At 59.8% G+C, this 22,925-nt stretch carries 15 protein-coding genes; 5 read left to right on the forward strand and 10 right to left on the reverse strand.

Going from position 1 to position 22,925, the window contains the following annotated elements; all coding sequences use genetic code 11:
• The first annotated feature begins 8 nt into the window (after positions 1 to 8).
• Positions 9 to 2,006 carry a hypothetical protein gene (locus tag AAHB08_RS15645; RefSeq protein WP_342059436.1) on the forward strand — a complete coding sequence of 666 codons (1,998 nt, stop codon included), beginning with the start codon at positions 9 to 11 and terminating at the stop codon, positions 2,004 to 2,006.
• Between the two features lie 64 nt (positions 2,007 to 2,070).
• Here the strand turns inward: AAHB08_RS15645 and glgC are convergent, their stop codons facing one another.
• On the reverse strand, positions 2,071 to 3,345 hold the full coding sequence (gene glgC / locus AAHB08_RS15650; RefSeq protein ID WP_342059437.1) for a glucose-1-phosphate adenylyltransferase: 1,275 nt from the start codon (positions 3,343 to 3,345) through the stop codon (positions 2,071 to 2,073).
• A 187-nt stretch (positions 3,346 to 3,532) separates the two neighbouring features.
• On the opposite strand from glgC, the gene AAHB08_RS15655 reads away from it, so the two are divergent.
• A complete protein-coding gene (locus AAHB08_RS15655; protein WP_342059438.1) occupies positions 3,533 to 5,173 on the forward strand; it encodes an EAL domain-containing protein in 1,641 nt (546 codons plus the stop codon).
• Here the strand turns inward: AAHB08_RS15655 and AAHB08_RS15660 are convergent.
• From AAHB08_RS15660 to recR, 9 genes are all read right to left on the reverse strand, one after another.
• Positions 5,136 to 5,630, reverse strand: a complete 495-nt coding sequence (locus AAHB08_RS15660; protein ID WP_139439436.1) for a hypothetical protein — start codon at positions 5,628 to 5,630, stop codon at positions 5,136 to 5,138. The two genes, AAHB08_RS15655 and AAHB08_RS15660, sit on opposite strands and share 38 nt — an antisense overlap.
• 171 nt (positions 5,631 to 5,801) lie before the next feature.
• Complete coding sequence (locus tag AAHB08_RS15665; protein ID WP_010674427.1) at positions 5,802 to 6,164, reverse strand: DUF2750 domain-containing protein; 363 nt, start codon at positions 6,162 to 6,164, stop codon at positions 5,802 to 5,804.
• 114 nt (positions 6,165 to 6,278) lie between these two features.
• Positions 6,279 to 7,907, reverse strand: a complete 1,629-nt coding sequence (locus AAHB08_RS15670) for a methyl-accepting chemotaxis protein (RefSeq protein WP_342059439.1) — start codon at positions 7,905 to 7,907, stop codon at positions 6,279 to 6,281.
• 163 nt (positions 7,908 to 8,070) lie between these two features.
• Complete coding sequence (locus tag AAHB08_RS15675; protein ID WP_139439438.1) at positions 8,071 to 9,375, reverse strand: inosine/guanosine kinase; 1,305 nt, start codon at positions 9,373 to 9,375, stop codon at positions 8,071 to 8,073.
• A gap of 185 nt (positions 9,376 to 9,560) precedes the next feature.
• On the reverse strand, positions 9,561 to 9,953 hold the full coding sequence (locus tag AAHB08_RS15680; protein ID WP_342059440.1) for an MAPEG family protein: 393 nt from the start codon (positions 9,951 to 9,953) through the stop codon (positions 9,561 to 9,563).
• A 64-nt stretch (positions 9,954 to 10,017) separates the two neighbouring features.
• A complete protein-coding gene (gene hemH, locus AAHB08_RS15685; RefSeq protein ID WP_025326668.1) occupies positions 10,018 to 10,992 on the reverse strand; it encodes a ferrochelatase in 975 nt (324 codons plus the stop codon).
• A gap of 155 nt (positions 10,993 to 11,147) precedes the next feature.
• Positions 11,148 to 11,792, reverse strand: a complete 645-nt coding sequence (gene adk / locus AAHB08_RS15690) for an adenylate kinase (protein ID WP_025326667.1) — start codon at positions 11,790 to 11,792, stop codon at positions 11,148 to 11,150.
• 253 nt (positions 11,793 to 12,045) lie between these two features.
• The gene (htpG, locus tag AAHB08_RS15695) at positions 12,046 to 13,959 is read right to left on the reverse strand and encodes a molecular chaperone HtpG (RefSeq protein ID WP_247626671.1); all 1,914 of its coding nucleotides are present in this window, start codon (positions 13,957 to 13,959) and stop codon (positions 12,046 to 12,048) included.
• Between the two features lie 293 nt (positions 13,960 to 14,252).
• Positions 14,253 to 14,852 carry a recombination mediator RecR gene (recR, locus tag AAHB08_RS15700; protein ID WP_025326665.1) on the reverse strand — a complete coding sequence of 200 codons (600 nt, stop codon included), beginning with the start codon at positions 14,850 to 14,852 and terminating at the stop codon, positions 14,253 to 14,255.
• A 711-nt stretch (positions 14,853 to 15,563) separates the two neighbouring features.
• Between recR and AAHB08_RS15705 the strand changes: the two genes are divergently transcribed.
• The 3 genes from AAHB08_RS15705 (at position 15,564) to hypF (ending at position 22,924) form a co-directional block, all read left to right on the forward strand.
• A complete protein-coding gene (locus AAHB08_RS15705) occupies positions 15,564 to 17,564 on the forward strand; it encodes a hypothetical protein (RefSeq protein ID WP_342059441.1) in 2,001 nt (666 codons plus the stop codon).
• A gap of 620 nt (positions 17,565 to 18,184) precedes the next feature.
• Positions 18,185 to 20,053: a low affinity potassium transporter Kup gene (gene kup / locus AAHB08_RS15710; protein ID WP_342059442.1), complete on the forward strand. Its 1,869-nt coding sequence runs from the start codon at positions 18,185 to 18,187 to the stop codon at positions 20,051 to 20,053.
• Positions 20,054 to 20,506: 453 nt separating this feature from the next.
• On the forward strand, positions 20,507 to 22,924 hold the full coding sequence (gene hypF / locus AAHB08_RS15715) for a carbamoyltransferase HypF (protein ID WP_342059443.1): 2,418 nt from the start codon (positions 20,507 to 20,509) through the stop codon (positions 22,922 to 22,924).
• Position 22,925 lies beyond the last annotated feature (1 nt).

Below are 22,925 nucleotides of genomic sequence, written 5' to 3' on the forward strand. Positions count from 1 at the left end.
AAAAGGACATGAGAAAGACCGTACTGGTGCAGGCGATCGCCTGTGCACTGCTCAGCAGCGCCGCGCACGCTGCCGTCAAGGTGGAAGACAAGACCTTCAACACCGCCGCCAGCATGCTGGCCTATACCGAATTCGAACTCTCCGGCGAGCCGCTGGCCGAGGCCCTGGGGCTGGATCTGGACGTACTGGACGCCAACCGCGCCGATGAGCCGACCCCCTTCGACTTCGCCGCCGGCATCGAATCCTACGAGTATTCCGAAGAGGCGATGTACGCCCTCAACTACCAGTCCGGCATGGGCCCGCACCTGGTGAACGGGCCGCAGAACCTGGCCCGTGGCGGCACCCTGGCCGACCTTGGCAAGCGGGTGCTGGCCATGGCCGACGCCGTCGGCTTCCCGGCCGATGAAGTGCCCCAGGGCATGTATCCCCTCTCCCTGCCCTACGCCTCCGCCAATCCGGAGTTCGCCCAGGCGGTGAACGCCGCCCCGGTCAACGGCGATCAGCTCACCATCAAGACCGCCAAGGGCACGGAAAAATCGGTCAAGACCCAGGTTCCGGCCTACTTCCGCGACTACGCCACCCTGCGCTGGAGCGGCAGTGACAACCTGCTGGTGCCGGCGGCCGTCGGCGGCATCCTGCTCAAGGAAGTGATGTGGTCCCAGGACTTCCTCGGCGGCATGCACGTGGCCGAGAGCGATGAAGAGGTGGAAGCCGCGTCCGCCACCATGGATCAGGATGGCAAGCACAAGCTCGGCGTCTCCGCCGCCGACGGTTTCAACGGCATGATGCTGACCGAACAGTCCATCGACAAGCTGGCCATCATGCAGAACCAGCTCGGCTTCGACGGCAAGCAGCTCGGCGCCAAGATCAGCCCCCAGTACGATCCGGCCAAGGGGGTCGTCTACTTCCCCCATCAGGTGAAAGTGACCGAGACCAGCAAGAATGAGGTCGGCGCCATCGGCAAGCTGGAAGTGGTGGACGGCTCCGCCCAGCTGCGCGACGCCTGGATGCTGCTGTGGCCGCTCTCCGAGTTCTACGCCTTCAGCGATCAGCGCACGGCCAACACCAACCAGAACCCGGCCTTCCACGCCGTGTTTGACGGCGCCCCCTTCGCCGCGGCCCCGGCCGCCAACAAGGCCAATGATCTGGGCAAGGCGGTGGCGGGCAGCGATGCCTTCTCCCTGGCGCTGAATCTCTCCAACCTGACCTTCAAGAACCTGGCCGCCCTGCACTTCGAGCCCAAGGCCGGTACCCTGGTGGACAGCTGGCAAGGGGGCAAGCAAGGCACTCACGTCACCACCTTCGACGCCGCCTACGCCCTGGTCGCCCTGCAGATCTTCCAGCGCGCCCAGGATGCCCTGCCGGTCGGCTACGCCGCCGGTGACAACGGCGAGCTGAACCTCAAGACCCGGCAGGGTCAACAGGCGCTCGAGCTGGTACGCAAGCAGGCTGACTTCATCCTCGGCAAGCTGGTGGGCAAGAACGGTCTGGTCCACGACGGCCTGACCCTGGGCGGGGCGCTGGACGCCGGTCAATCCATGGAGGCGCAATTTGCCGCCATCCGTGGCCTGACCGCCGCCTTCCTGGCCACCTCGGATGCCAAGTACCGCACCGCCGCACGGGATCTCTTCATCGCCACCGACAAGGCCTACTTCAATGCCAAGGCGGGCACCTGGCTGGCGGGCAAGCAGGGTGAATACACCCCCTGGACCCAGGCCGCCATCTCCGGCGCCCTGCGCTCCGCCATGCTGAACCTGCGCAACGAAGGGGCCGAGAAGGCGCCCGAGCTGGAGCTGGCCAAGCTGACCGGCCAGTACGTCAGCTGGTTCCGTGGCACCGTCAACGGCGGCATGCAGATGGCCGAGTGGGTGGGCGACTCCGGCGAGAACGTCATCGACGGCGCCGGTGGTGACACCGACGAAGACGGCGTCCCCCAGGTGACCGCCGCCGGTGGCAAGCACGGCACCGCCATGGTGATGGCCGGCAAGGCCATCGTCAGCGAATAAGTCGGCGATGACCGCATGAAAAAGGGAGCCGCTGCGGCTCCCTTTGTATTTTCAGCACTTGTACTCACCCCAGCTTGGCCAGCATCTCCTTGGTCACCAGCACTATGCCCTGCTCGGAGCGGTAGAAGCGACGGGCATCCTCGTCCGCGTTCTCCCCCACCACCAGGCCATCGGGCAGCTTGCAGCCCTTGTCCACCACCACCCGGCGCAGGCGGCAGCCCGCCCCCACTTCGACCCCGGGGAAGATCACCGCCTGATCCAGGGTGCAGAAGGAGTGCACCCGCACATTGGTGAAGAGCACCGAGTTCAGCACGAAGGAGCCGCTGACGATGGAGCCGCCCGCGAACATGGAGTTGATGGTCATGCCGTGCTGACCGTTTCTGTCCTGAACGAACTTGGCGGGGGGCGACATGTTCTGGCTGGTCCAGATGGGCCAGTTCTCGTCATAAATGTCGAGCTCGGGCACCACGGAGGCGAGATCCATGTTCGCCTCCCAGAAGGAGTCCAGGGTCCCCACGTCGCGCCAGTAGGGCTTTTGCCCCTCCTTGGCTCCGACGCAGGAGATTGTGAAGGGGTGGGCAAAGGCCTTGCCCTCTCCCACGATGCGCGGGATCACGTCCATGCCGAAGTCGTGCTTGGACTCCTGGTTGTGGATGTCCTCCTCCAGCAGCTGATAGAGGTATTCCGCATCGAAGATGTAGATCCCCATGGAGGCCAGGGAAACCTGGTCATTACCCGGCATGGCGGGCGGATTGGCCGGTTTCTCCACGAAGGCGCGGATCTTGCGCTGCTCGTCGATGTCCATGACCCCGAAGGCGGACGCCTCCGCGCGCGGTACCTCGATGCAGGCCACCGTCACCTTGGCGCCGAGGCGCACGTGATCGAGCAGCATGGCGGCGTAGTCCATCTTGTAGATGTGATCCCCCGCCAGCACCACTATGTATTTGGGGCCGTAGTCACGAATGATGTCGACGTTCTGGTAGATGGCATCGGCGGTGCCGCGATACCAGTGCACCTCGTCCACCCGCTGCTGGGCGGGCAGCAGATCGATGAACTCGTTCATCTGATAGCGCAGGAAGGACCAGCCGGATTGCAGGTGGCGCAGCAGGCTGTGGGACTTGTACTGGGTGACCACACCCACCCGGCGAATGCCGGAGTTGATGCAGTTGGAAAGCACGAAATCGATGATGCGGAACTTGCCGCCGAAATGGACGGCAGGCTTGGCGCGATTGTCGGTCAACTGCTTCAGGCGACTACCGCGTCCCCCTGCGAGCACCAAGGCCATACTCTGATTCAATAGTTGCCGTGCTTTGGCTGTGTCTACGGGTTCTAGCAACATATCTACCTCTGCTCTGTTGGGGCTGTTTTCAACCCATCTTCGCTTTTTTTGCGAACTGTGAAAGTGTTTTCACTCACATTTAGTCGCTTTCCGACGACCCTTTTCATGGAGTTGCGTGAGTACTCAAGCGTTGTGCCGGCGGCTTGGTTAGAATTTCTACATCACGAGCATCATCAAGGATGAAACGATGTTGAATAAACACGAGGGAAATCTGCTGCTGGTCAGTGCCCTGGTCTGCATTCCCATGCTGTTGCTGCAGGGGCTCTGGCTTGCGCCTCCGGCCTCCCCCCTCACCCTGCTGCTGGTCCTGATGACCACCCTCATCGGTTTTGCCCTGCTGCTCTTTCTCACCCACAGCGTGCGCAAGGGGGAGCGGGAGAGGCAGGAGCAGCGCTGGCTGCTGGCGCTGCAACAACGAGATCCCGCCATGCTGGATAGTCCGCAGGCACAAACGGCGCTACGCCAGCTGCTTGCCTCCTTCAGTGAAGCCGAACTCGATGCACATCGCCAGATAAGCGAGCTGCAGCAGCAGGCGACCCAGGACGAGATGACGGGCCTGCGCAACCGTCACGCGTTCAGGCGCGATCTCACCGAGCTGCTGCTGCAGGAGACGACCCAGACCGCCATCCTGGTGCTGATCCGCGCCACCGAGCTTGCCCGCCTCAACACCCAGCGTGGCTTCCAGTCCGGGGATGCCTACATCAGGGATATTTCCAACCTCATCAATCTGGTGGTCAACCGCTTTCCCGGGCACCAGGTCTATCGCATCTCGGGCTCTGATTTTGCGGTGCTGCTCCCCTCTGACATCAACATTCCGCCCCATTTGCTGGGGCAGGAGTTCAAGCGGGCCTTCGATCACTATCATCGGGAGCGGGAACTGGAAAATGTGGCCTACACAGGGCTGACCCAGCTCTCCCGCGCGCAGAATATCGAGGCTATCCTGGCCCGAGCCGATCTCGCCCTGGCACGGGCCCAGACTGAAACCATCAACGGCTGGGCCATCCAGCAGCATGATCACTCCAGCAACCTCCATGGCCAGCAGCACTGGAAGAGAGTGCTGGAGGATCTGCTGTCCCAGCCGGATTGCATCACGCTCTACAGCCAGCCGGTGCAGTCGTTCAATCGGGACATGGTGCCCTACCAGGACATCTCTGCCCGCTTCAGCAATCGAGAGGGGATACAGCTCCCCACAGACACGCTCTTTGCCATGGCACAGCGCCTGGAAATGCTGATGCGGCTGGAGCAGATGCTGATCACCCATGTCATGCGCCAGTATCGCGCCTTCGACCAGCAGCCCCACCGCTGGGGGATCAACCTCTCCATCTGCCTGTTGCAGAACAGCGCCTTTTTGATCTGGTTTGATCACCAGCTGCAAAAGGATGCGAACATCAGTGCCAATCTGGTCTTCGCCCTGGATGAAGAGCACCTGAAACACAACATGGTCGGTGGAAAGCGGCTGTTTGAACTGCTCAGGCGCCATGGCAGTCGCTCCACCATTCGCAACTTTGGCAAGGGGATGGACTCCTTCACCCTGCTTCATGAGCTGAGGCCGGATTATGTGAAGCTGGATCCGCTGCTGCTTGGCACCCTGGAACGGGACATCGCCAACCAGCAGTTCGTGCGGATGATAGTCGACGTCTCCCATCGCATGGGCTGTCTGGTGATAGCGGAAGGGGTGGAGGAGCTCGGTCAGAAGCAGTTGTTGGAAGGCATGTATGTGGACGGATTGCAGGGGTATCTGATCGCACGGCCCCAGGAGCTGGGGCCCGACATTCCCCATCCGGGGATCTTCACTGGGGACGTTTCAACTTCAGCAAGGTCAGAATGATGTCATTGAGCTGGCGATAGCGCTCCAGCTCCTTCTGATCGTAACGGGTCGCCAGCATGGTCGGGTTATGGCGGTTCTTGAGGTAACGGTTGATCTGCAGGCGATTGAAGCCGGCCACCTTGTAGACCTGTCCCAGCAAGGCATTGAGCTCTTCGTCATCCAGCCCAGCCCGGGCCAGATAGTCCTCCTGGGACGGGCTCTCCAGCTGGCAGCTCTGCTTGTCGAGATGGCCACTCTCCTGCAGGTAGGCGAGCCACTGCTCCACATAGAGCGGCTTGCAACCGGCCAGCAGATCGAAATAGCCCACCGCATCGCAGCGGCAGCCGGTCAGCAGCACCAGGGCCAGGGCGTCGCTGTCGCACTGGAAGGTCACGGGACCGCTCTGGCCCCAGTCCAGCGCCTGCACCCGGATCCGGGCCCGCGCGCCCGCCGCTGTGGTCACGTCAAAGACAAACATGGCACCTCCCGATCGGCAAAGGGTTGATGATGACCCATCTCGGCGACGGGTGCAAAGCCAAATCGCCCGCTCACGCTGGCGACCAGCCGGGAACAAAAAAACCGACGGCCTCGCAGCCGTCGGTTCTGGTCTCGGCGATGACCCGCGTCGGGGCCATCAGTGCAGCACGGTTCAGGCGTCCAGCTCAACCAGCGCCTTGGCCAGCTCGATGGGCTCGAGCTCCTGGCCTTCCAGATCGGCGTTCCAGTTCGGCCCGACCAGCACATCGTCTTCGTCCAGATCGTTGATCCAGATGTCGAGGAACTCTTCCAGCTCGATCACCTCCGGCTCGTAGTCCGCCCACTCGTCCACGCAGTGCAGACGGGCATCGCCCTCGGCAGACCAGAGCGGCATGACGTCGGCATCTTCGAACTCGGCGGAGCGGCACACCACCCAGTCTTCACCGTAACGCAGACCCCACACCTGACCCGACTCGCGGACTTCTTCGATGAACAGCTGGAAATTGGCGTCAAGATTGTCAGTTAGTTTGCTCATGGGAGTCTCTCTCTTGCAGGCGGTCGGCCAACGCTGGCCAATAATGGGGCTGATGGTGTCCCAAAAGCCCCCCAGACTCAAGCCTTATCCCCAAAAAGGCGGGGATAAGCGCCATCAGGTACGATATTGGGCGACCAGGGCCCCCAACTCATCGCAGGAGAGCGCCAGCTGGCTTGCCGCCTGCTCGGTCAACCGGTTCTGGGCCAGGGCATCCGCCGCCAGCTCGGTGATGGCCACCAGCCGCTGGTTGATCTCCTCGGCCGCCCGGCTCTGCTCGGCGGCGGCGGTGGCGATCTGGCTATTCATCGCATTGATGGTGTGCACAGATCCATCGATGGCATGAATGGCGCCGTCGGCGTCACCGGCCCGGTCTGCGGTCGAGCGGGAGAGTTGCTGCAACTGGGTGATGCCGCTGACCACCCGGCCCGCCCCCTCCTGCAGCCGCTGGATCATCTGCCGGATCTCGTCGGTGGAGCTGTGGGTGCGGGTCGCCAGGGTGCGCACCTCGTCGGCCACCACCGCAAAGCCGCGCCCCTGCTCCCCGGCCCGGGCCGCCTCGATGGCGGCGTTGAGGGCCAGCAGGTTGGTCTGCTCCGCCACTCCCCGGATCACGTCGAGCACCGAGCCAATCTGCTGGGTCTCCTGCTCGAGCCGGCTCACCGCCTGCACCGTCTCCACCATCTCGTCCGCCAGCTGGCTGATGGTCTCCCGGGTCTGGGCCACCACCTGGCGCCCGTGCCGGGCGAGGTTGAGCGCGGAGTCCGCCGCCTCGGCGGCCTGGGCCGCGTGCTGGCCCACCTCCCGGCTGCTCACCGTCATCTGCTCCATGGCGCTGGCCACCCGCAGGGTGTCCTGCTCCTGGCCGGTGACGATGGCGCCTGTCCGATCGACGACCTGGGCCAGCTGGTGCGCCTGCTCCCGGTTCTGGGCCGTGATCTGCTGGCTGCGCCCCACCAGCTGCGCCATCTGGCCGGCGAAGAGGTTGAAGTTGACCGAGAGCTGGCTCAGCTCGTCCCGGCCCGACTCCGGCAGCCGAAAACGCAGATCCCCCTCCCCCCTGGCGATGTTGCTGAGGGCCGATACCGACTGGGAGAGGGGCACCACTATGCTGCGCACTATGAGTCCGACCACGGCAAACAGCAGGAGGGCCAGCACCAGGCCGACCCCGAGCAGGGTCCGCAGTACCTCCTGATACTGGGCTTCGACGTCGTCCACGTAGACGCCGGTGCCGATGATCCAGTCCCAGGGGGCGAAGCGCTTGATGTAGGAGATCTTGCGCACCGGCTCCTCCACCCCGGGCTTGGGCCAGTAGTAGGCCACCTCCCCGGCCCCCTGCGCCCGCGCCAGATCGGCGAAGGCCACGAACAGCCTGAGCCCCTGCTTGTCCTCCACCCCGGAGAGATCCTTGCCGTCCAGCTCGGGTTTCATGGGGTGCATCACCATGGTGGGGTGGCTGTCGTTGATCCAGAAGTAGTCATCGGCGCCATAGCGCAGCCCCTTGATCAGCGCGAGAGCCTCGGCCTTGGCGCTCGCCTCGCCCAGCTCTCCCTTGCGCACCCTGGCCTCCAGCCCCGCCACCAGGCTGTAGGCGGTGTCCACCTGGGCCTGGGTCTGGCGGCTCTTCTCCCCCATCAGCCCCTGATGATAGATCTGCAGGCAGAAGAACAGCAGCAGTCCCAGCAGCGCCAGCACCATCAGGGTCACCAGCGACAGGCGCCGACCGATACTCCATTGTCTCAACATACCCCAGCCCCGCAGCAGCTACATATCCTTAACACAAGGTATGCCGCCACGGCGCGCCCTGTCCACGATGTCAGCAAAAGCAGTGCCAAAAACATGATCCAGCCCCAAAAACAAGAAAGGGTGCCACTGGGCACCCTTTCTTGTTGTCGACCGGATGACGGGATCACCGCTCCCAGTACACCTCTTCCAGGCTGTCTTCCTTCTCCGGCAGGCCGCGGGAGAGACGCGGGCTGCTCTGGGCCAGCACCTCGTAGCTCACCCGGTTGGCGTACTTGCACACCTGGGCCAGGGAGGAGTAGGTGAGGAACTCGGAGAGGTGCTTGGCGGAGTTCGGCACATTCATGCGGTGATAGGCGTTGGCCACCATGTCGTGCAGCACGGCGGACAGGGCACCGTCCCCGGCGCCATTGGTGTTCTTGATCTTCTCCGGGCCGCCCATGTAGGGGGAGATATGGGAGTAGATCCGCGCCGGCTTGCGGCACTTCTCGCGGGCCATGGGGCGGCTGAACTCATACATGTTGAACTCGGGGATGACCCCGGGCAGCAGGGTATGGGTGGTCTCGCGCTTGTAATCCTCGTCGGTGTAGCTCGCCATGTAGAGGCCGATGGGACCGGCGGTGCAGAGCACCATGTCGGCCCAGTCCAGCGCCTTGTCGGCTGCGCCGAGCGGGTCTTTGATCCCGGTCAGGGCCTCGGCTTCGTCCTCGTTCATGGCGAGCACGGTCACGTTCTCGCTGATGAAGTCACGCCACCACTGGGGGTTCTCGTCGATGACGAAACGGGTGCCCAGGGTCAGCACCACGGGCACACCGGCCTCGCGGGCATAACGGACGGCAGCCATGGCGGCCTCCTTCATGGGGGTGCCGTCGGCGCCGCGCACCAGGTAGGCGGTGATCACCAGGGCGGAGGAGTCCTTGATGATGGCCTCCGGGATGTGCGCCACGTCCAGGTGGTCCATCTTGCCGGCGTTGATGCCGAAGCTGCGCTCGCCCCCTTCGGTGATGAAGGTGAAGCAGCGACCGACCGGGCCGTCCACCGGCTGCAGGTAGTCGAGGTTGACCCGGGAGGAGGTGTTGCACAGATAGCGGTAGGCGTAGCTGCCGATGCGGATGTCCTGGCTCATCACCCCGAGCAGGATGGAGTGGGAGTCCGCCAGCACAGAGTAGTTGTGCATGGTGTTGCCTATGGTGCCGCCGGCAAATTCGCTCACCACCATGTTGTTGGCCTTGAGCTCTTCATAGACCCGCTCGGCCACGTCGTCGGAGATGAGCATGGAGTGGCCCTTGCTCAGGCCGTACCGGTTCAGAAAGTCCTCGTCCACATGGGCTTCGATATCCACCAGAGTCTGATCTATACCCACCACATAGGCCTTGCCCAGTTCGGTGAGCTGGGGATTTTGCGGGATCAGGGGATCACGCCTGTCGACCGGGAAGTAGTGTTTGGACTTGCGCTGACCGGGAAATTTCATGGCAATCTTCTGTGCTCTGGGGGAAAGAGGGGCGGGATTTTAACACAATCCACCCCGCCGAAAAGTCGCACGATTAAATTTTGAGGTCAGTATAGGCAAGGGTTTGCGAGGAAAACGTTTGATCTTTCCCCATCAAAAAACCACCTCGCGGTGAGGTGGTTTTTCGCACTCAAGTAGCCCGGGCCTCAGCCGAATGACAGCCCCTGCACCAGCGCCAGCACCGAGAAGAGGCCGAGGGCCAGCCAGAAGAACAGGGTGCCAAACAGCCGCGGCTTGTTCGGTGCCTCTGGCAACTGGATGCCGATGGCGTGCAGGACGCGTCCCACCAGCAGCAGCGCGCCGCCGAGGTGCAGCCAGAACACGCCGACCCCGGCCAGCTCGCACAGGGCCATCAGCAGCAGGGTGAGGGGCACATACTCGGCGAAGTTGCCGTGGGCACGGATGGCGGAGAGCATCTCGGGCGCGTCCCCCGCACCTATCTTCACCCTGAACTGGCGCCGGCGCTTGACCACCCAGAACGAGAGCAGCAGGAACAAGAGCCCCAAGAGGCCTGCGTAGATCAGCGTGATATGCATCATCAAGACACTCCTTTATCGTTGAACCCGAACACCCGGCGCGCATAGTCGCGGCCGAGAAGACCCCTCACGCCAGCTCGCGGCAGATCAGCGACACCATCATGCGGATGTGGGCCTGATCGCTGTTGAGGGCCGGTATGTAGTGGAACTGCTCTCCCCCCGCGTCCATGAAGACGGCGCGGTTCTCGACCTGGATCTCCTCCAGGGTCTCGAGGCAATCCGCCGAGAAGGCCGGGCAGATCACATCGAGCCGCTTGACCCCTTGTTCCGCCAGCTGGGCTATGGTGACGTCGGTATAGGGCTTGAGCCACTCCTGCTTGCCAAAGCGGGACTGGAAGCTGGCACTCCACTGCTCGGGGGACAGACCCAGCGCCTCCGCCAGCAGGGCGGCGGTGCGGCGACACTGGTGACCGTAAGGATCCCCCTCGTCCTCGCTGCGCTGGGGAATGCCGTGGAAGGACATCAGCAGGTGCTCACCCTGGCCCTGCTGCTCCCACTGGCGACGCACGCTCATGGCCAGCGCCTGAATGTACTCGGGGTGGTTGTGATAGTCGCGGATCAGGCGCATCACCGGCAGGTGGCGCTCCTTTTTCATCACCCGGGCCCAGCCGTCGAACACGGCAGCCGTGGTGCTGGCGGCATACTGCGGATAGAGCGGCAGCAGTATCACCCGGTTGACCCCCTGGGCCTTGAGCGCCTGCCAGCCCTCGTCGAGGGAGGGCGAGCCATAGGTCATGGCCAGCACCACGGGCACATCGACCCCTTCCCGCTTGAGCTCCTGCTCCAGCGCCGCCCGCTGCCGCTGGCTGATGGCCATCAGGGGCGAGCCCTGCTCGGTCCAGACCTGTTGATAGAGCTTGGCGACCCTGGGGGCCCGAAACGGCAGTATGGCGAAGGTCAGCAGCGGGGCCCACAGCAGGCGAGGTATCTCGACCACCCTGGGGTCCTGCAGGAACTGACTGAGAAAGGCCTTGACGGCCGCCGAGGTTGGCGCCGCTGGGGTCCCAAGATTGACGAGCAAGATCCCGGTTTTCGTGGTCACGTTAGCGTCCTGTCGTGGGGTGTTTGTCGTGCTTGTGATAATGCAAGAAAGGGCCCTGTATGGACCCTTGTCTCAATGTCGTTGCCCCTCGATTGCCCCCTGGCGTGGCAAGAGGATTGCCAGCACGCCGGGCAATGCCGGTGGCAAGACCAGATTTAGCCGAGGATCGCCGCCAGCTGCTGGCTGACCTGATCCACCGGCTGGGTGCCGTCGATCTTGACGTAACGGGTGTTGCCCGCTTCCGCTTCCTTGCCGTAGAAGCCGATGAGCGGCGCAGTCTGCTGATGGTAGACATCCAGACGCTTGCGCACCGTGGTCTCTTCGTCGTCGGCACGGATCACCAGATCCTCGCCGGTCACGTCATCCTTGCCTTCCACTTTCGGCGGGTTGAACACCACGTGGTAGGTACGGCCGGAGCCGGAGTGCACGCGGCGGCCGCTCATGCGCTTGACGATCTCTTCGTCCGGCACGTCGAACTCCAGCACGAAGTCCACCACCACACCGGCATCCTTCATGGCTTGCGCCTGGGGAATGGTGCGGGGGAAGCCGTCCAGCAGGAAGCCGTTGGCGCAATCCGGTTGCGCAATACGTTCTTTGACCAGGCCGATGATGATGTCGTCGGAGACGAGCTGACCTGCGTCCATCACGGCCTTGGCCTTGAGGCCCAGCTCGGTGCCCGCCTTGATCGCCGCACGCAGCATGTCGCCGGTGGAGATCTGCGGAATACCGTGTTTTTCCATGATGAACTGAGCCTGGGTACCCTTGCCGGCACCCGGTGCTCCCAACAGAACAATGCGCATACACGCTCCTAATTGATTGGTTATTCAATTCTTGAGAAGGCAAAAAACTACACGTTTTCGCCCGTATTAACAAGCTCGCCCCGTGTGAGTGGCCAGATTATCACCACTCCCTGGCGCCGTCTCTGCGACCAAAGACGCAGGCCCCTGCCACCAAAAATGATTGAAAATGCAGCAGTCACCAGGGCGACCGACGCCGCCCCGGGGGCGGCGTCGGTCAAAAAAAAGCCCACTGCCTTGCAGTGGGCCAATCACATCACGCCTGGAGTAGCAGACGGTTGATACGGGAGACGAAGCTCGCCGGATCATTGAGCCCGCCCTGCTCCGCCAGCTGGGCCTGCTCGTGCAAGAGGGCGACCCACTCGCCGAACAGCGCCTCGTCTTCGATGGCGCCCAACTTCTTCACCAGGGCGTGGTCGGGGTTGAGCTCCAGGATATACTTCTGCTCCGGCACCGGCTGGCCGGCGGCGCGCATCAGCTTGATCATCTGAGTGCTCATGCCGTGGTCGTCGGTGACGATGCAGGAGGGGGAATCGGTCAGGCGGTGGGTGACACGCACCTCTTTCACCGCATCGGCCAGGCTCTGCTTGACCCGCGCCACCAGACCGGCGTTGGCTTTTTCAGCCTCCTCCTGGGCCTGCTTGGACGCCTCGTCCTCCAGCTCGCCGAGATCCAGTTCGCCACGGGTGACGGAGACCAGCTGCTTGCCGTCGAACTCGGTGAGGTGGCTCATCAGCCACTCGTCCACCCGCTCCCACATCAGCAGCACTTCGACCCCCTTCTTGCGGAAGATCTCCAGATGCGGGCTGTTCTTGGCCGCGGCATAGGAGTCGGCGGTGATGTAGTAAATCTTCTGCTGGCCTTCCTTCATGCGGCCAACGTAGTCCTCGAGCGACACTGTCTGGGCCTCGCCCTCGCCGGCGGTGCTGGCAAAGCGCAAGAGCTTGGCGATCTCTTCGCGGTTCGCGTAATCCTCAGCCGGGCCCTCTTTGAGCACATTGCCGAACTCGCTCCAGAACTTGGCGTACTTCTCGCCGTCCTCTTTCGCCAGCTTGTTCAGCATGGTCAGCACCCGCTTGGAGCAGGCCTTGCGCAGGGAGGCGGTCACCTTGTTGTCCTGCAAAATTTCACGGCTGACGTTGAGCGGCAGATCGTTGGAGTCCAGCACCCCTTTCACAAACCGCAGGTAGGTCGGCATAAACTGCTCGGCGTCATCCATGATGAAGACACGCTGCACGTAGAGCTTGAGGCCGTGCTTCTGCTCGCGGTTGTAGAGATCGAACGGCGCGCGGGCCGGGATGTAGAGCAGGCTGGTGTACTCCTGAGCCCCTTCCACCCGGTTGTGGCCCCACAGCAGGGGATCTTCGAAGTCGTGGGCGACGTGCTTGTAGAACTCCTGATACTCCTCGTCCTTGATGTCTTTGGGGTTGCGGGTCCAGAGCGCGGTGGCGCGGTTGACCTGCTCCCACTCGCCCGGGGTCCCGACTATGGTTTCACCGTCTTCTTCGCGATCCGGAGTACCCTCTTTGAACATCTCCACCGGCACGCTGATGTGGTCGGAGTATTTAGCAACCACGGAGCGCAGGCGCCAGTCGTCCAGGAACTCCTCTTCATCGCTGCGCAGGTGCAGGATGACGTCGGTGCCGCGACCCTCTTTGGTCACGTCAGCCACGGTGAAGGAGCCTTCCCCTTCCGATTCCCACTGCACGCCCTGGCCCGGCTCTGTGCCGGCGGCGCGGGAGATGACGGTCACCTTGTCGGCGACGATGAAGGCGGAGTAGAAGCCCACCCCGAACTGACCGATCAGCTGGGAGTCCTTGCCCTGATCACCGGAGAGGTGCTTGAAAAACTCGGCGGTGCCGGACTTGGCTATGGTGCCCAGATGCTCGATCACCTGGTCCCGGGTCATGCCGATGCCGTTGTCCGAGATGGTCAGGGTCTTGTTCTCTTTGTCCACCACCAGGCGCACGCGCAGCTGGCCGTCGTTTTCGAACAAAGAGGCATCGGAAAGCGCCTTGAAGCGCAGCTTGTCCGCCGCATCGGATGCGTTGGAGATCAGCTCGCGCAGGAATACTTCTTTGTTGGAGTAGAGGCTGTGAGCCATCAGGCTCAGCAGTTGTTTGACTTCAGTCTGAAAGCCGTGGGTTTCGGCGTGAACACTTTGGGTCATCGACCAGTCCTCAAAACGTCGGGTTGAACAGATTCCCAACCTAGATGGGGCTGGCCCACCAAATATCAAGGGGCCAGAGTGCAAACTTGAGTGCAAACTTGCACACAGACCCCTTGTTGCGGGCTCGGATGGCCATTTCTTGTACCATCCAGCCAAACCTGTTTATGAGCCGTCGCGAGAAGCCGTCAGCAAGGTGAAGAGCAGCGCAGGAACCGAAGTTTATAGGCATAAATGAGGATTCCGAGCAGCACATGAGCCTTGATCACGGTTTCGCAGCAGGCACATAAGCAGGTTTAGATGCGCTGGCGCCCCATCAGGGAGTGGGACAGGGTAGTGCCATCCACCAGCTCCAGCTCGCCCCCCACCGGCACCCCGTGGGCGATGCGGCTCACCTCCACCCCGGCGGCGCGGGCCATGTCGGCGATATACCAGGCGGTGGCATCCCCCTCTATGGTGGGGTTGGTGGCGAGGATCAGCTCCTTGATGTGCTCATCCTTCAGCCGCCGCTCCAGGATCTCCAGCCCCAGCTCCTCCGGGCCTATGCCGTCCAGCGGCGACAGATGGCCCATCAGCACGAAGTAGCGGCCGGAGAACTGGCCGGTCTGCTCGATGGCCGCCACGTCCGCCGGGCTCTCCACCACGCAGAGCAGACCGTTCTCCTCGCGCTTGGGATTGGCGCAGATCTCGCAGCGATCGTTCTCGGTAAAGGTGCGGCAGTGGCTGCAGTGACCGATCTCGGTCAGCGCCCGATTGAGCAGGGAGGCCAGACGCAGGCCGCCGCTGCGTTCGCGCTCCAGCAGGGTGAACGCCATGCGCTGGGCCGACTTGGGGCCCACGCCGGGCAAGACCTGCAGCGCCTTCATCATCTCATCGAGCAGGGGACTGAATTTCATGGGGATATCCTTTAAAGCCGCGCCGAAGGGAAGCGTCGGCCCGCTTGCCTGACGCGGCGCCGACTCCTCCATCCGAACCTATCTTGTTGGCGCAGGACTATACCCGAGCCGGCCCCGAGCGCCAATGATCGGTGCCCCACCGAGTGGCTACTCAAGGCAGCCTCAACTCTGAACGCAGAGCCCGGACAGGCGTGAAACGGCGCACGCCACCTCACAGGTTTACAGAGACTGGGACCTGCAATCACGAAGCTGTTTATAGAGAGGGATCCTAAATGGTTCGTTACACCCGACCGCCCTCACCCACCTGGCAGGCGACAACGCGGTCTGTCCCACGAGGCATTTATCAGACCAACACGGAAAAATGGCCCACCAAAAAATCACAAGCCTATGAAAATAAAGGTAATGTTGATGATCAAGGGGGTATTTACCGCAACTGACGAGCGTGACGAAGGGGCCAGCCCCTGATCGACATGACAAAAGTGACGAGGTCGACACTAGAATCGTGCCCCCTTCCTCAGGCATCACTATTAATAAATTTGTTGAACTAGAGCTACTTTTCAGCATTACCTACTTCATTTTTTTACCATGCTAGTTAGTATCATTCCCATTGATAACAAGCATCAATATTTCTAAATTAGAACTTCAATCAATTTCATAAAAATAAGTAACGACCCACTTATTACATTTAAATAATCAGCATAGGATAAGCTCATGTTAGATAAGGCTATTACTAATCCTGGATTTCACAAACAATTTGTGCTTGATCGGTTTAACGCAGAAGAGAGAAAAATTCTCGTTTCTCTTTCTCGTGAATGGTATTTAACCAGTTCAGGAAAAGAGTTACAAATAGCACAGTCAACATATAATTATTTTCTGATGAAGCCAACACATAAGACATCAGAAATGTTCAATATAGAGCGAGAGGTTGTATGCGTACTAAGTGGATATGAAAATTTCGAACCGAGATCATTAGATTTCTTTGAGCAAGTATATCGACGACTACCGAAGATGCGAGCAGAAACGGTCTGTGGGATTCTTATTAGTCGTGCAGAAGATGTTGAAGAGAAAGTTGAAGGATTATTAAAAGCAGATCCTGAACATCAAATAATAATCCCTGTAACCTATAAAGAAATGAGTGATCAAAATGCTACCAGAGTCTTAGAAAATAGATTTAGAAAGCATTTTTATTCAAGAGATCTTTTCTCATTCTTATCTCCGCTCAAAAAAGACACCTATTTTTTCGGACGTTCAAACTTGATAAGTGAAATTGTCAGTAGATATCAATCCGGAGAGCATACCAGTCTATTTGGGCTCAGGAAAAGTGGAAAAACCTCTATTGTTTATGCAATACAAAGACGTTTAGAATCAAATAATGACTGTGTAGTATCATTAGATTGTGAAAGTCCGTCAATTCATGGTTTGCGGTGGAACGAATTACTTGAACGATTAGTGCGACTCTACCACAAGACAAAAGGTTCCAAGATAAAAATTGATACCATAGGAAGATATTGTACTAAGTTTGCAGCAGATAGCTTTGAAGAGGATATACAAAAAATATATCGATCGAAAAAGCCATCAAGTACTTTATTTATATTTGATGAGATTGAACGAGTTTCACCAAAAACTGGTTCATCCAGTCATTGGCGTGAAGATAATGACTTCATTTTCTTTTGGCAAACAATGAGGGGGTTTTACCAGAAGCATCCTCATGTTTTATGCTATATGCTTGTTGGAACAAACCCAAGTTGCATTGAATCTCCCACTCTGCTAGGTCATGACAACCCAATATATGCATCAATACCAAGCCAATATGTCCCACCATTTACACCAGAACAAGTCTTTCAGATGGTCACCCGTCTTGGGGACTACATGGGATTAAAGTTTGACTCGTTAATGGCCGCAAAGCTCACCGAAGATTATGGCGGCCACCCATTTCTTATTCGACAAGCATGTAGTCAAATAAATAAACTCTCCAAGTCTGAAAGGCCTACGACCATTGACAAAGCCATATATAGCCAGGCAAAAAATGAATTCAGAAAAATATCCAGAGATTACTTGGAGATGATGATTCAGGTCCTCTCTGAATGGTATCCTGACGAGTATGAGATGCTATGTTTTTTAGCTCAGGATGACCTGGAAACCTTTAATGAATTCGCTAATGAAAATATCAGTCAGACCTTACATCTAGAAGGGTATGGCCTGATTCAAAAGGGAGCGTCAGGGTACTTTTTTAACTTGGAAGAAGTTTCTGAATTACTTAAGAATAAGCATAAGCATGAAAAAATACATCTATCAGATGAAGAAAAAGTTCAGGAAGTTTCCTTGCGTAGGAATAGATTGGAAAAAGGTCTGCGTGTATTGGTTAGAAATTCATTAAAAATCTCTATGGGTGCTAAAAAAGCCAAAGATGCTATTATAGCTTCGATACCAGAAGGACGAAGAGTCCACCTACAAAACTATAGTCTTTCAGAACTACTGGAAAAAGACTCATCTCCTATGTTCTTCCTCGAGTTGATAAATATAATTAAAAGGGAATGGGATAGCTTCAGCAATGTTTTTGAAATAGAGAAGAATAAATTGATAATGATGCTTGAGGAAATAAATTTGACTGGGAGACCTGATGCTCACGCTAAAACAATTTCACCTGATGATTTTCAACAACTAAGACTTTATTTCAAAAAGCTAGAAAATGTTATAGAAGATTGGTCATAATCCAAAAATTAAAATCCCAATTATAGAATGCAATTATATTTTTAAATAAATGGCCCGTTTGAAGGGCCATTTACTTAATGTTTACAAATACCTTAATAGAAGCATCTACAGATACCAAGTCAAGAATACTTATCAAACTTTATTCCATTTATTGGCCATTACAATTCACTTCCTTGACAGCCCATATCTTCTAAAAAAAGACTCCATCGCAGCCTTACCCCCTCTTTTTTACTGCCAAAGCCCCTCTTTATTAGCCAGCATTTTATCGTTTATTTTTCGACCAGCTTGATGCAAAACGCTGGCAAAAATGGATAGCCAGCTAAAACAATCAATTGCCAAGGTCTGGACGAGGTATTTCAATCGGCGGCCAATTAATAATTTCGTTACCCACCTCTTTTTGATTATTTATACCTGAGCATACTCCCACGGGCTCTGTGTCATCATAAGCTGAATCGCAGATAAACAGACTGTGTCCATGATGAGCTTCCTATTTATATCCAGCTAACGCCCTTTCCCATTGCAATCCTTGAATACCCTCCCGAATAACGATCCCGGTTTTCCGATCGCTCGGGCCCCCTGTGTTGGCGACTACGCCACCGGCAATCTGACAAGATAATTTCATGAACTGTACTAACAAACCCGCCCTCTCCGGCGTCATGCTGGCAGCGATCGGCGTGGTCTATGGCGATATCGGCACAAGCCCGCTCTATACCCTGCGCGAGTGCCTGTCAGGTCAATTCGGGTTCGGCGTCGAGCCGGCCTCCATTCTCGGCTTTCTCTCGCTGATCTTCTGGCTGCTGATCCTGGTGGTGTCAGTCAAGTACCTTTCCTTTGTGATGCGGGCGGACAACGCCGGCGAGGGGGGCATACTCACCCTGATGTCGCTCGCAACCCGCAACACCCCGCAGAGATGGACGCCGGTGCTGATCATTCTGGGGCTCGTGGGCAGCAGCTTCTTCTACGGCGAGGTGGTGATCACCCCGGCCATGTCGGTGATGTCGGCCATCGAGGGCTTGAAGATAGCGGCCCCCTCCCTGGATCCCTATATAGTGCCGCTCTCGGTGCTGGTGCTGACCCTGCTGTTCGCCATCCAGAAACACGGCACCGCCACCGTGGGCAAGCTGTTTGCCCCCATCATGCTGATCTGGTTCCTGACCCTGGCGGTGCTGGGCTTGAACAGCATCCTCCAGCACCCCGAGGTGCTGGGGGCGCTCAACCCTGTCTGGGCGCTGCGCTTCTTCATGGCCTACCAGAGCGCCTCCTTCTTTGCCCTGGGCGCCGTGGTGCTGGCCATCACGGGGGTGGAGGCGCTCTATGCGGACATGGGCCATTTTGGCAAGAGCCCCATTCGCCGCGCCTGGTTCATGGTGGTGCTGCCATCGCTAGTGCTCAACTACTTCGGCCAGGGGGCCCTGCTGCTCGGCAACCCCGAAGCCATCGCCAACCCCTTCTTCCTGCTCGCGCCAAACTGGGCCCTGCTGCCCCTGCTGCTGCTGGCGACGCTCGCGACTGTGATCGCCTCCCAGGCGGTGATCTCCGGGGTCTTCTCCCTCACCCGACAGGCGGTGCGGCTCGGTTATCTCTCCCCCATCCGCATCGTGCACACCTCGGAGCAGGAGTCCGGCCAGATCTATATTCCGGTCATCAACTGGCTGCTCTATGTCTCCGTGGTGATCGTCATCATGAGCTTCGAGCACTCCAGCAACCTGGCGGCGGCCTATGGCATCGCCGTGACCGGCACCATGGTGCTCACCTCCATCCTCTCCTGCTCGGTGGCGATGAACAGCTGGCACTGGAACAAGTATCTGGTGGCGACCCTGCTCGCCCTGCTGCTCGCCATCGACGTGCCGCTCTTTGCCGCGAACCTCGCCAAGATCTTCTCCGGCGGCTGGTTGCCGCTGACCCTGGGCGCCGTCATGTTCACCCTGATGACCAGCTGGAAGAGCGAGCGTTTCCAGCTCATTCGCCGCCTGAACGAGCACGGCAACTCCCTAGATCCCATGATCGCCTCGCTGGAAAAATCCCCGCCGACCCGGGTGGCGGGCACCGCCGTCTATCTGTCGCGGGTGGTCAATGTGATCCCCCATGCGCTGTTGCACAACCTCAAGCACAACAAGGTGCTGCACGAGCGGATCATCCTGCTCACCCTGAAGGTGGAGGATGTGCCCTATGTCCACAACGTGCGCCGGGTCTGCATCGAGCAGCTCTCCCCCACCTTCTGGCGGGTGGTGGCGAGCTACGGCTGGCGCGAGACCCCGAACGTGGAGGAGATCTTCCACCGCTGCAACGCCGAGGGCTTAAGCTGCCGGATGATGGAGACATCCTTCTTCATGGCCCACGAGTCGCTGATCATGAAGGAGCGCCCCTGGTACCTCTATCTGCGCGGCAAGCTCTTTATGCTGCTGCAACGCAACGCCCTGCGGGCGCCGGATCAGTTCGAGATCCCGCCCAACCGGGTGATAGAGCTGGGCTCTCAGGTGGATATCTGATGGCATAGGGGCATCATGCTCGCGGCCATGACACACAAAAGGGAGGCTTCGCCTCCCTTCTTCATTTCCCCTAACGGGTGACTTCTCCCGTCAACGGGCGTGGCCACCCTCACAGGATCGCAAAGAAGCGCCGCATCTGGCACTCAAACCGGTGCGAGATCAAGGTAATGGGGGCCACTGACCCGATAAACTTGGCCTCCGCGGCAGGGGCCACTCTCCTCCTTTCCCTGCCAAACCAAGGCCCCTTCCCCCCACGGCGCCCATTGCAACCTGGTTCGTTGCACCCTGATCCCGTGCCGTGGCAGCAGGGCAGCAGACGGGAGTTCGATATCGCATGACATTCCCCAGGATGATCGCCGGATGGCCGGCCCTACCCTGCCCTCTTGTCGTCAGGGAAGGCCTTCTGCCCCCTTGTTATCAGGTTGGGACACCAGCCCCCCTCAGGATGGCGCCATGACGACCAGGACCCCAACGAGCACCCGACTGCGCCGCGAATTTCATCTGGACGGCATAGTGCAGGGGGTCGGCTTTCGCCCCTTCGTCTATGGATTGGCGCTGCGCCACGGCCTTGCCGGCTATGTGCTGAACGACGCGAGCGGCGTCACTATCGGCGCCGAGGGATCCCCCGAGCAACTGGCCAGCTTTGCCCGCGAACTGCGGGAATTGGCGCCTCCCTTAAGCCGCATCGATCATTTCAGCGAACGTGAACTGCCTCAAGACGCTGACTCCGAACATAATCCCGACTACGACGGCACCTTTCATATCAAGGCCAGCCAGCAGCAGAGCGCCGCCACGGTCGCCATCTCGCCGGATCAGGGGATGTGCGAGGCGTGCGCCACGGACGTGGCCAACCCCGCGGATCGCCACCATCGCTATCCCTTTACCAACTGCACCCACTGCGGCCCGCGCTACACCATCATCCGCCGCCTCCCCTACGACAGACCCCACACCGCCATGGCCGACTTTGCCATGTGCCCGCGCTGCGCGGCGGCCTATGAAAACCCGCTGGACAGGCGCTACCACGCCCAGCCGGTGAGCTGCCCCGAGTGCGGGCCCCACCTCAGCTGGCGCTCCGGCCACGGCGATGCGCTGGCCGAGCGGGAGGATGCCCTGCAAGCGGCCGCCCGCGCCCTGCAAACCGGGGCGCTGATTGCGGTCAAGGGGATGGGGGGCTATCACCTGATGTGTGATGCCCGCAATGAACAGAGTGTGGCCAGATTGCGAACGCTCAAGCGGCGCGCGCGCAAGCCGCTGGCGGTGATGATGGGCTCCCTTGCCGAGGCCAAACTGCATGTCACCGGCAGCGAAGACGAGTGGCAACTGCTCGCCTCTCAGGCCAGACCCATCACCTTGCTGCACAAGCGCAAAAATGATGATCGGCACTCAGAATCCCGACAATCAGCCGCACCGCTGGCCGAGGGGATCGCCCCCGGCATTCCCTATCTCGGCGTCATGCTGCCCTATACCCCGCTCCATCAGCTGTTGCTGGAGGCCTGCGCCATGCCGCTGGTGGCCACCAGCGCCAACAGCCGCGGCAGCCCGATCCTCATCGAGTGCGACGCTGTGGTCAGGGAACTCGGGGGCGAGATTGACGGCATCCTGGATCACAACCGCCCCATACTGCACCCCTGCGACGACAGTCTGGTGCAGTGGGCGGGCGGGCGACGCCAGACGTTGCGCCTCGCCCGGGGCTATGCCCCCTGCACTCCCAGCCTGCAAGAGGCGGTCAAGGTGCCGCTGCTGGCGGTCGGGGCGCAGCAGAAGAACCAGCTGGCGCTCGCCTTCGGTCGCCAGCGCATCTACAGCCCCTATATCGGCGATCTGCACAGCCTGCCGATGCAGGGTCACTTCGAGCAGACCCTGGCGACCTTTCGCGACCTCTACGATCTCAAACCCGAACTTCTGGTTTCGGATCGCCACCCCGGCTACCTCAGCCATCAGTGGGCCAAAAGCTATTGCCGCGATCATGGTGCAACCCAACTCGAGGTGCAGCACCATCACGCCCACCTGCTGGGGGTGATGGCCGAGCACAACATCACGGGCCCTGTGCTGGGGGTTGCCTTCGATGGCACAGGCCTTGGCGATGACGGCACCCTCTGGGGTGGCGAGCTGCTGATCGCAGACATTCAGGGATTCGAGCGGGTTGCCCACCTCCAGCCTTTCAAGCTGATCGGCGGCGAGGCGGCGATTCGCGAGCCGGTGCGCCAGCTGCTGGGGCTGCTGTTCGAATCCTATGGTGTGGAGCAGATCAGCGCCCTCGATATTCCGGCGATCAAGCAACTGCCCCTTAAGCGGATCAGCAATCTGCACCAGCTCTGGCATCTCGGTCGCAACGCCCCTTACACCAGCTCCATCGGTCGGCTGTTCGATGCGGTGGCGGCGCTCTTGGGAGTGATCGACACCCCGGATTACGAGGGCGAAGCGGGGCTATTGCTGGAGGCGGCTGCCTTGCAGCTGACCCCCGATGAATTGCCCTTCCCCCTCGCCTTTGGCCTGCACCAGAGCGCAGAGGGGCCGCTGCAGATCGAGTGGGCCGAGTTGCTCAGAACCCTTATCAACGAACAGCGCAAAGGCACCTCCAACGCCCGCCTGGCTGCCGGTTTTATCCGCGCCATCAGCAATCTGGTCATCGCCCTTGCCGAGCGCTTCCCCGGCTATCCGGCGGCGCTGGGGGGCGGCGTGTTTCAAAACCGGGTGCTGATGGACCAGCTTGTTCCCGGCCTTGAGGCTATCGGTCGGCAGGTATTGACCTCTGAAACCCTGCCACTCAATGACGGTGGCATAGCCGCCGGTCAGCTCTGGTTTGCCATCCACCATCTTGCCACGCACCAGCCTGCCACAACCGGTTGTGCCACCTTGTCGGAGTCCTGAA

Source organism: Aeromonas sp. OTU364 (assembly GCF_038440395.1).
Lineage (GTDB): Bacteria > Pseudomonadota > Gammaproteobacteria > Enterobacterales > Aeromonadaceae > Aeromonas.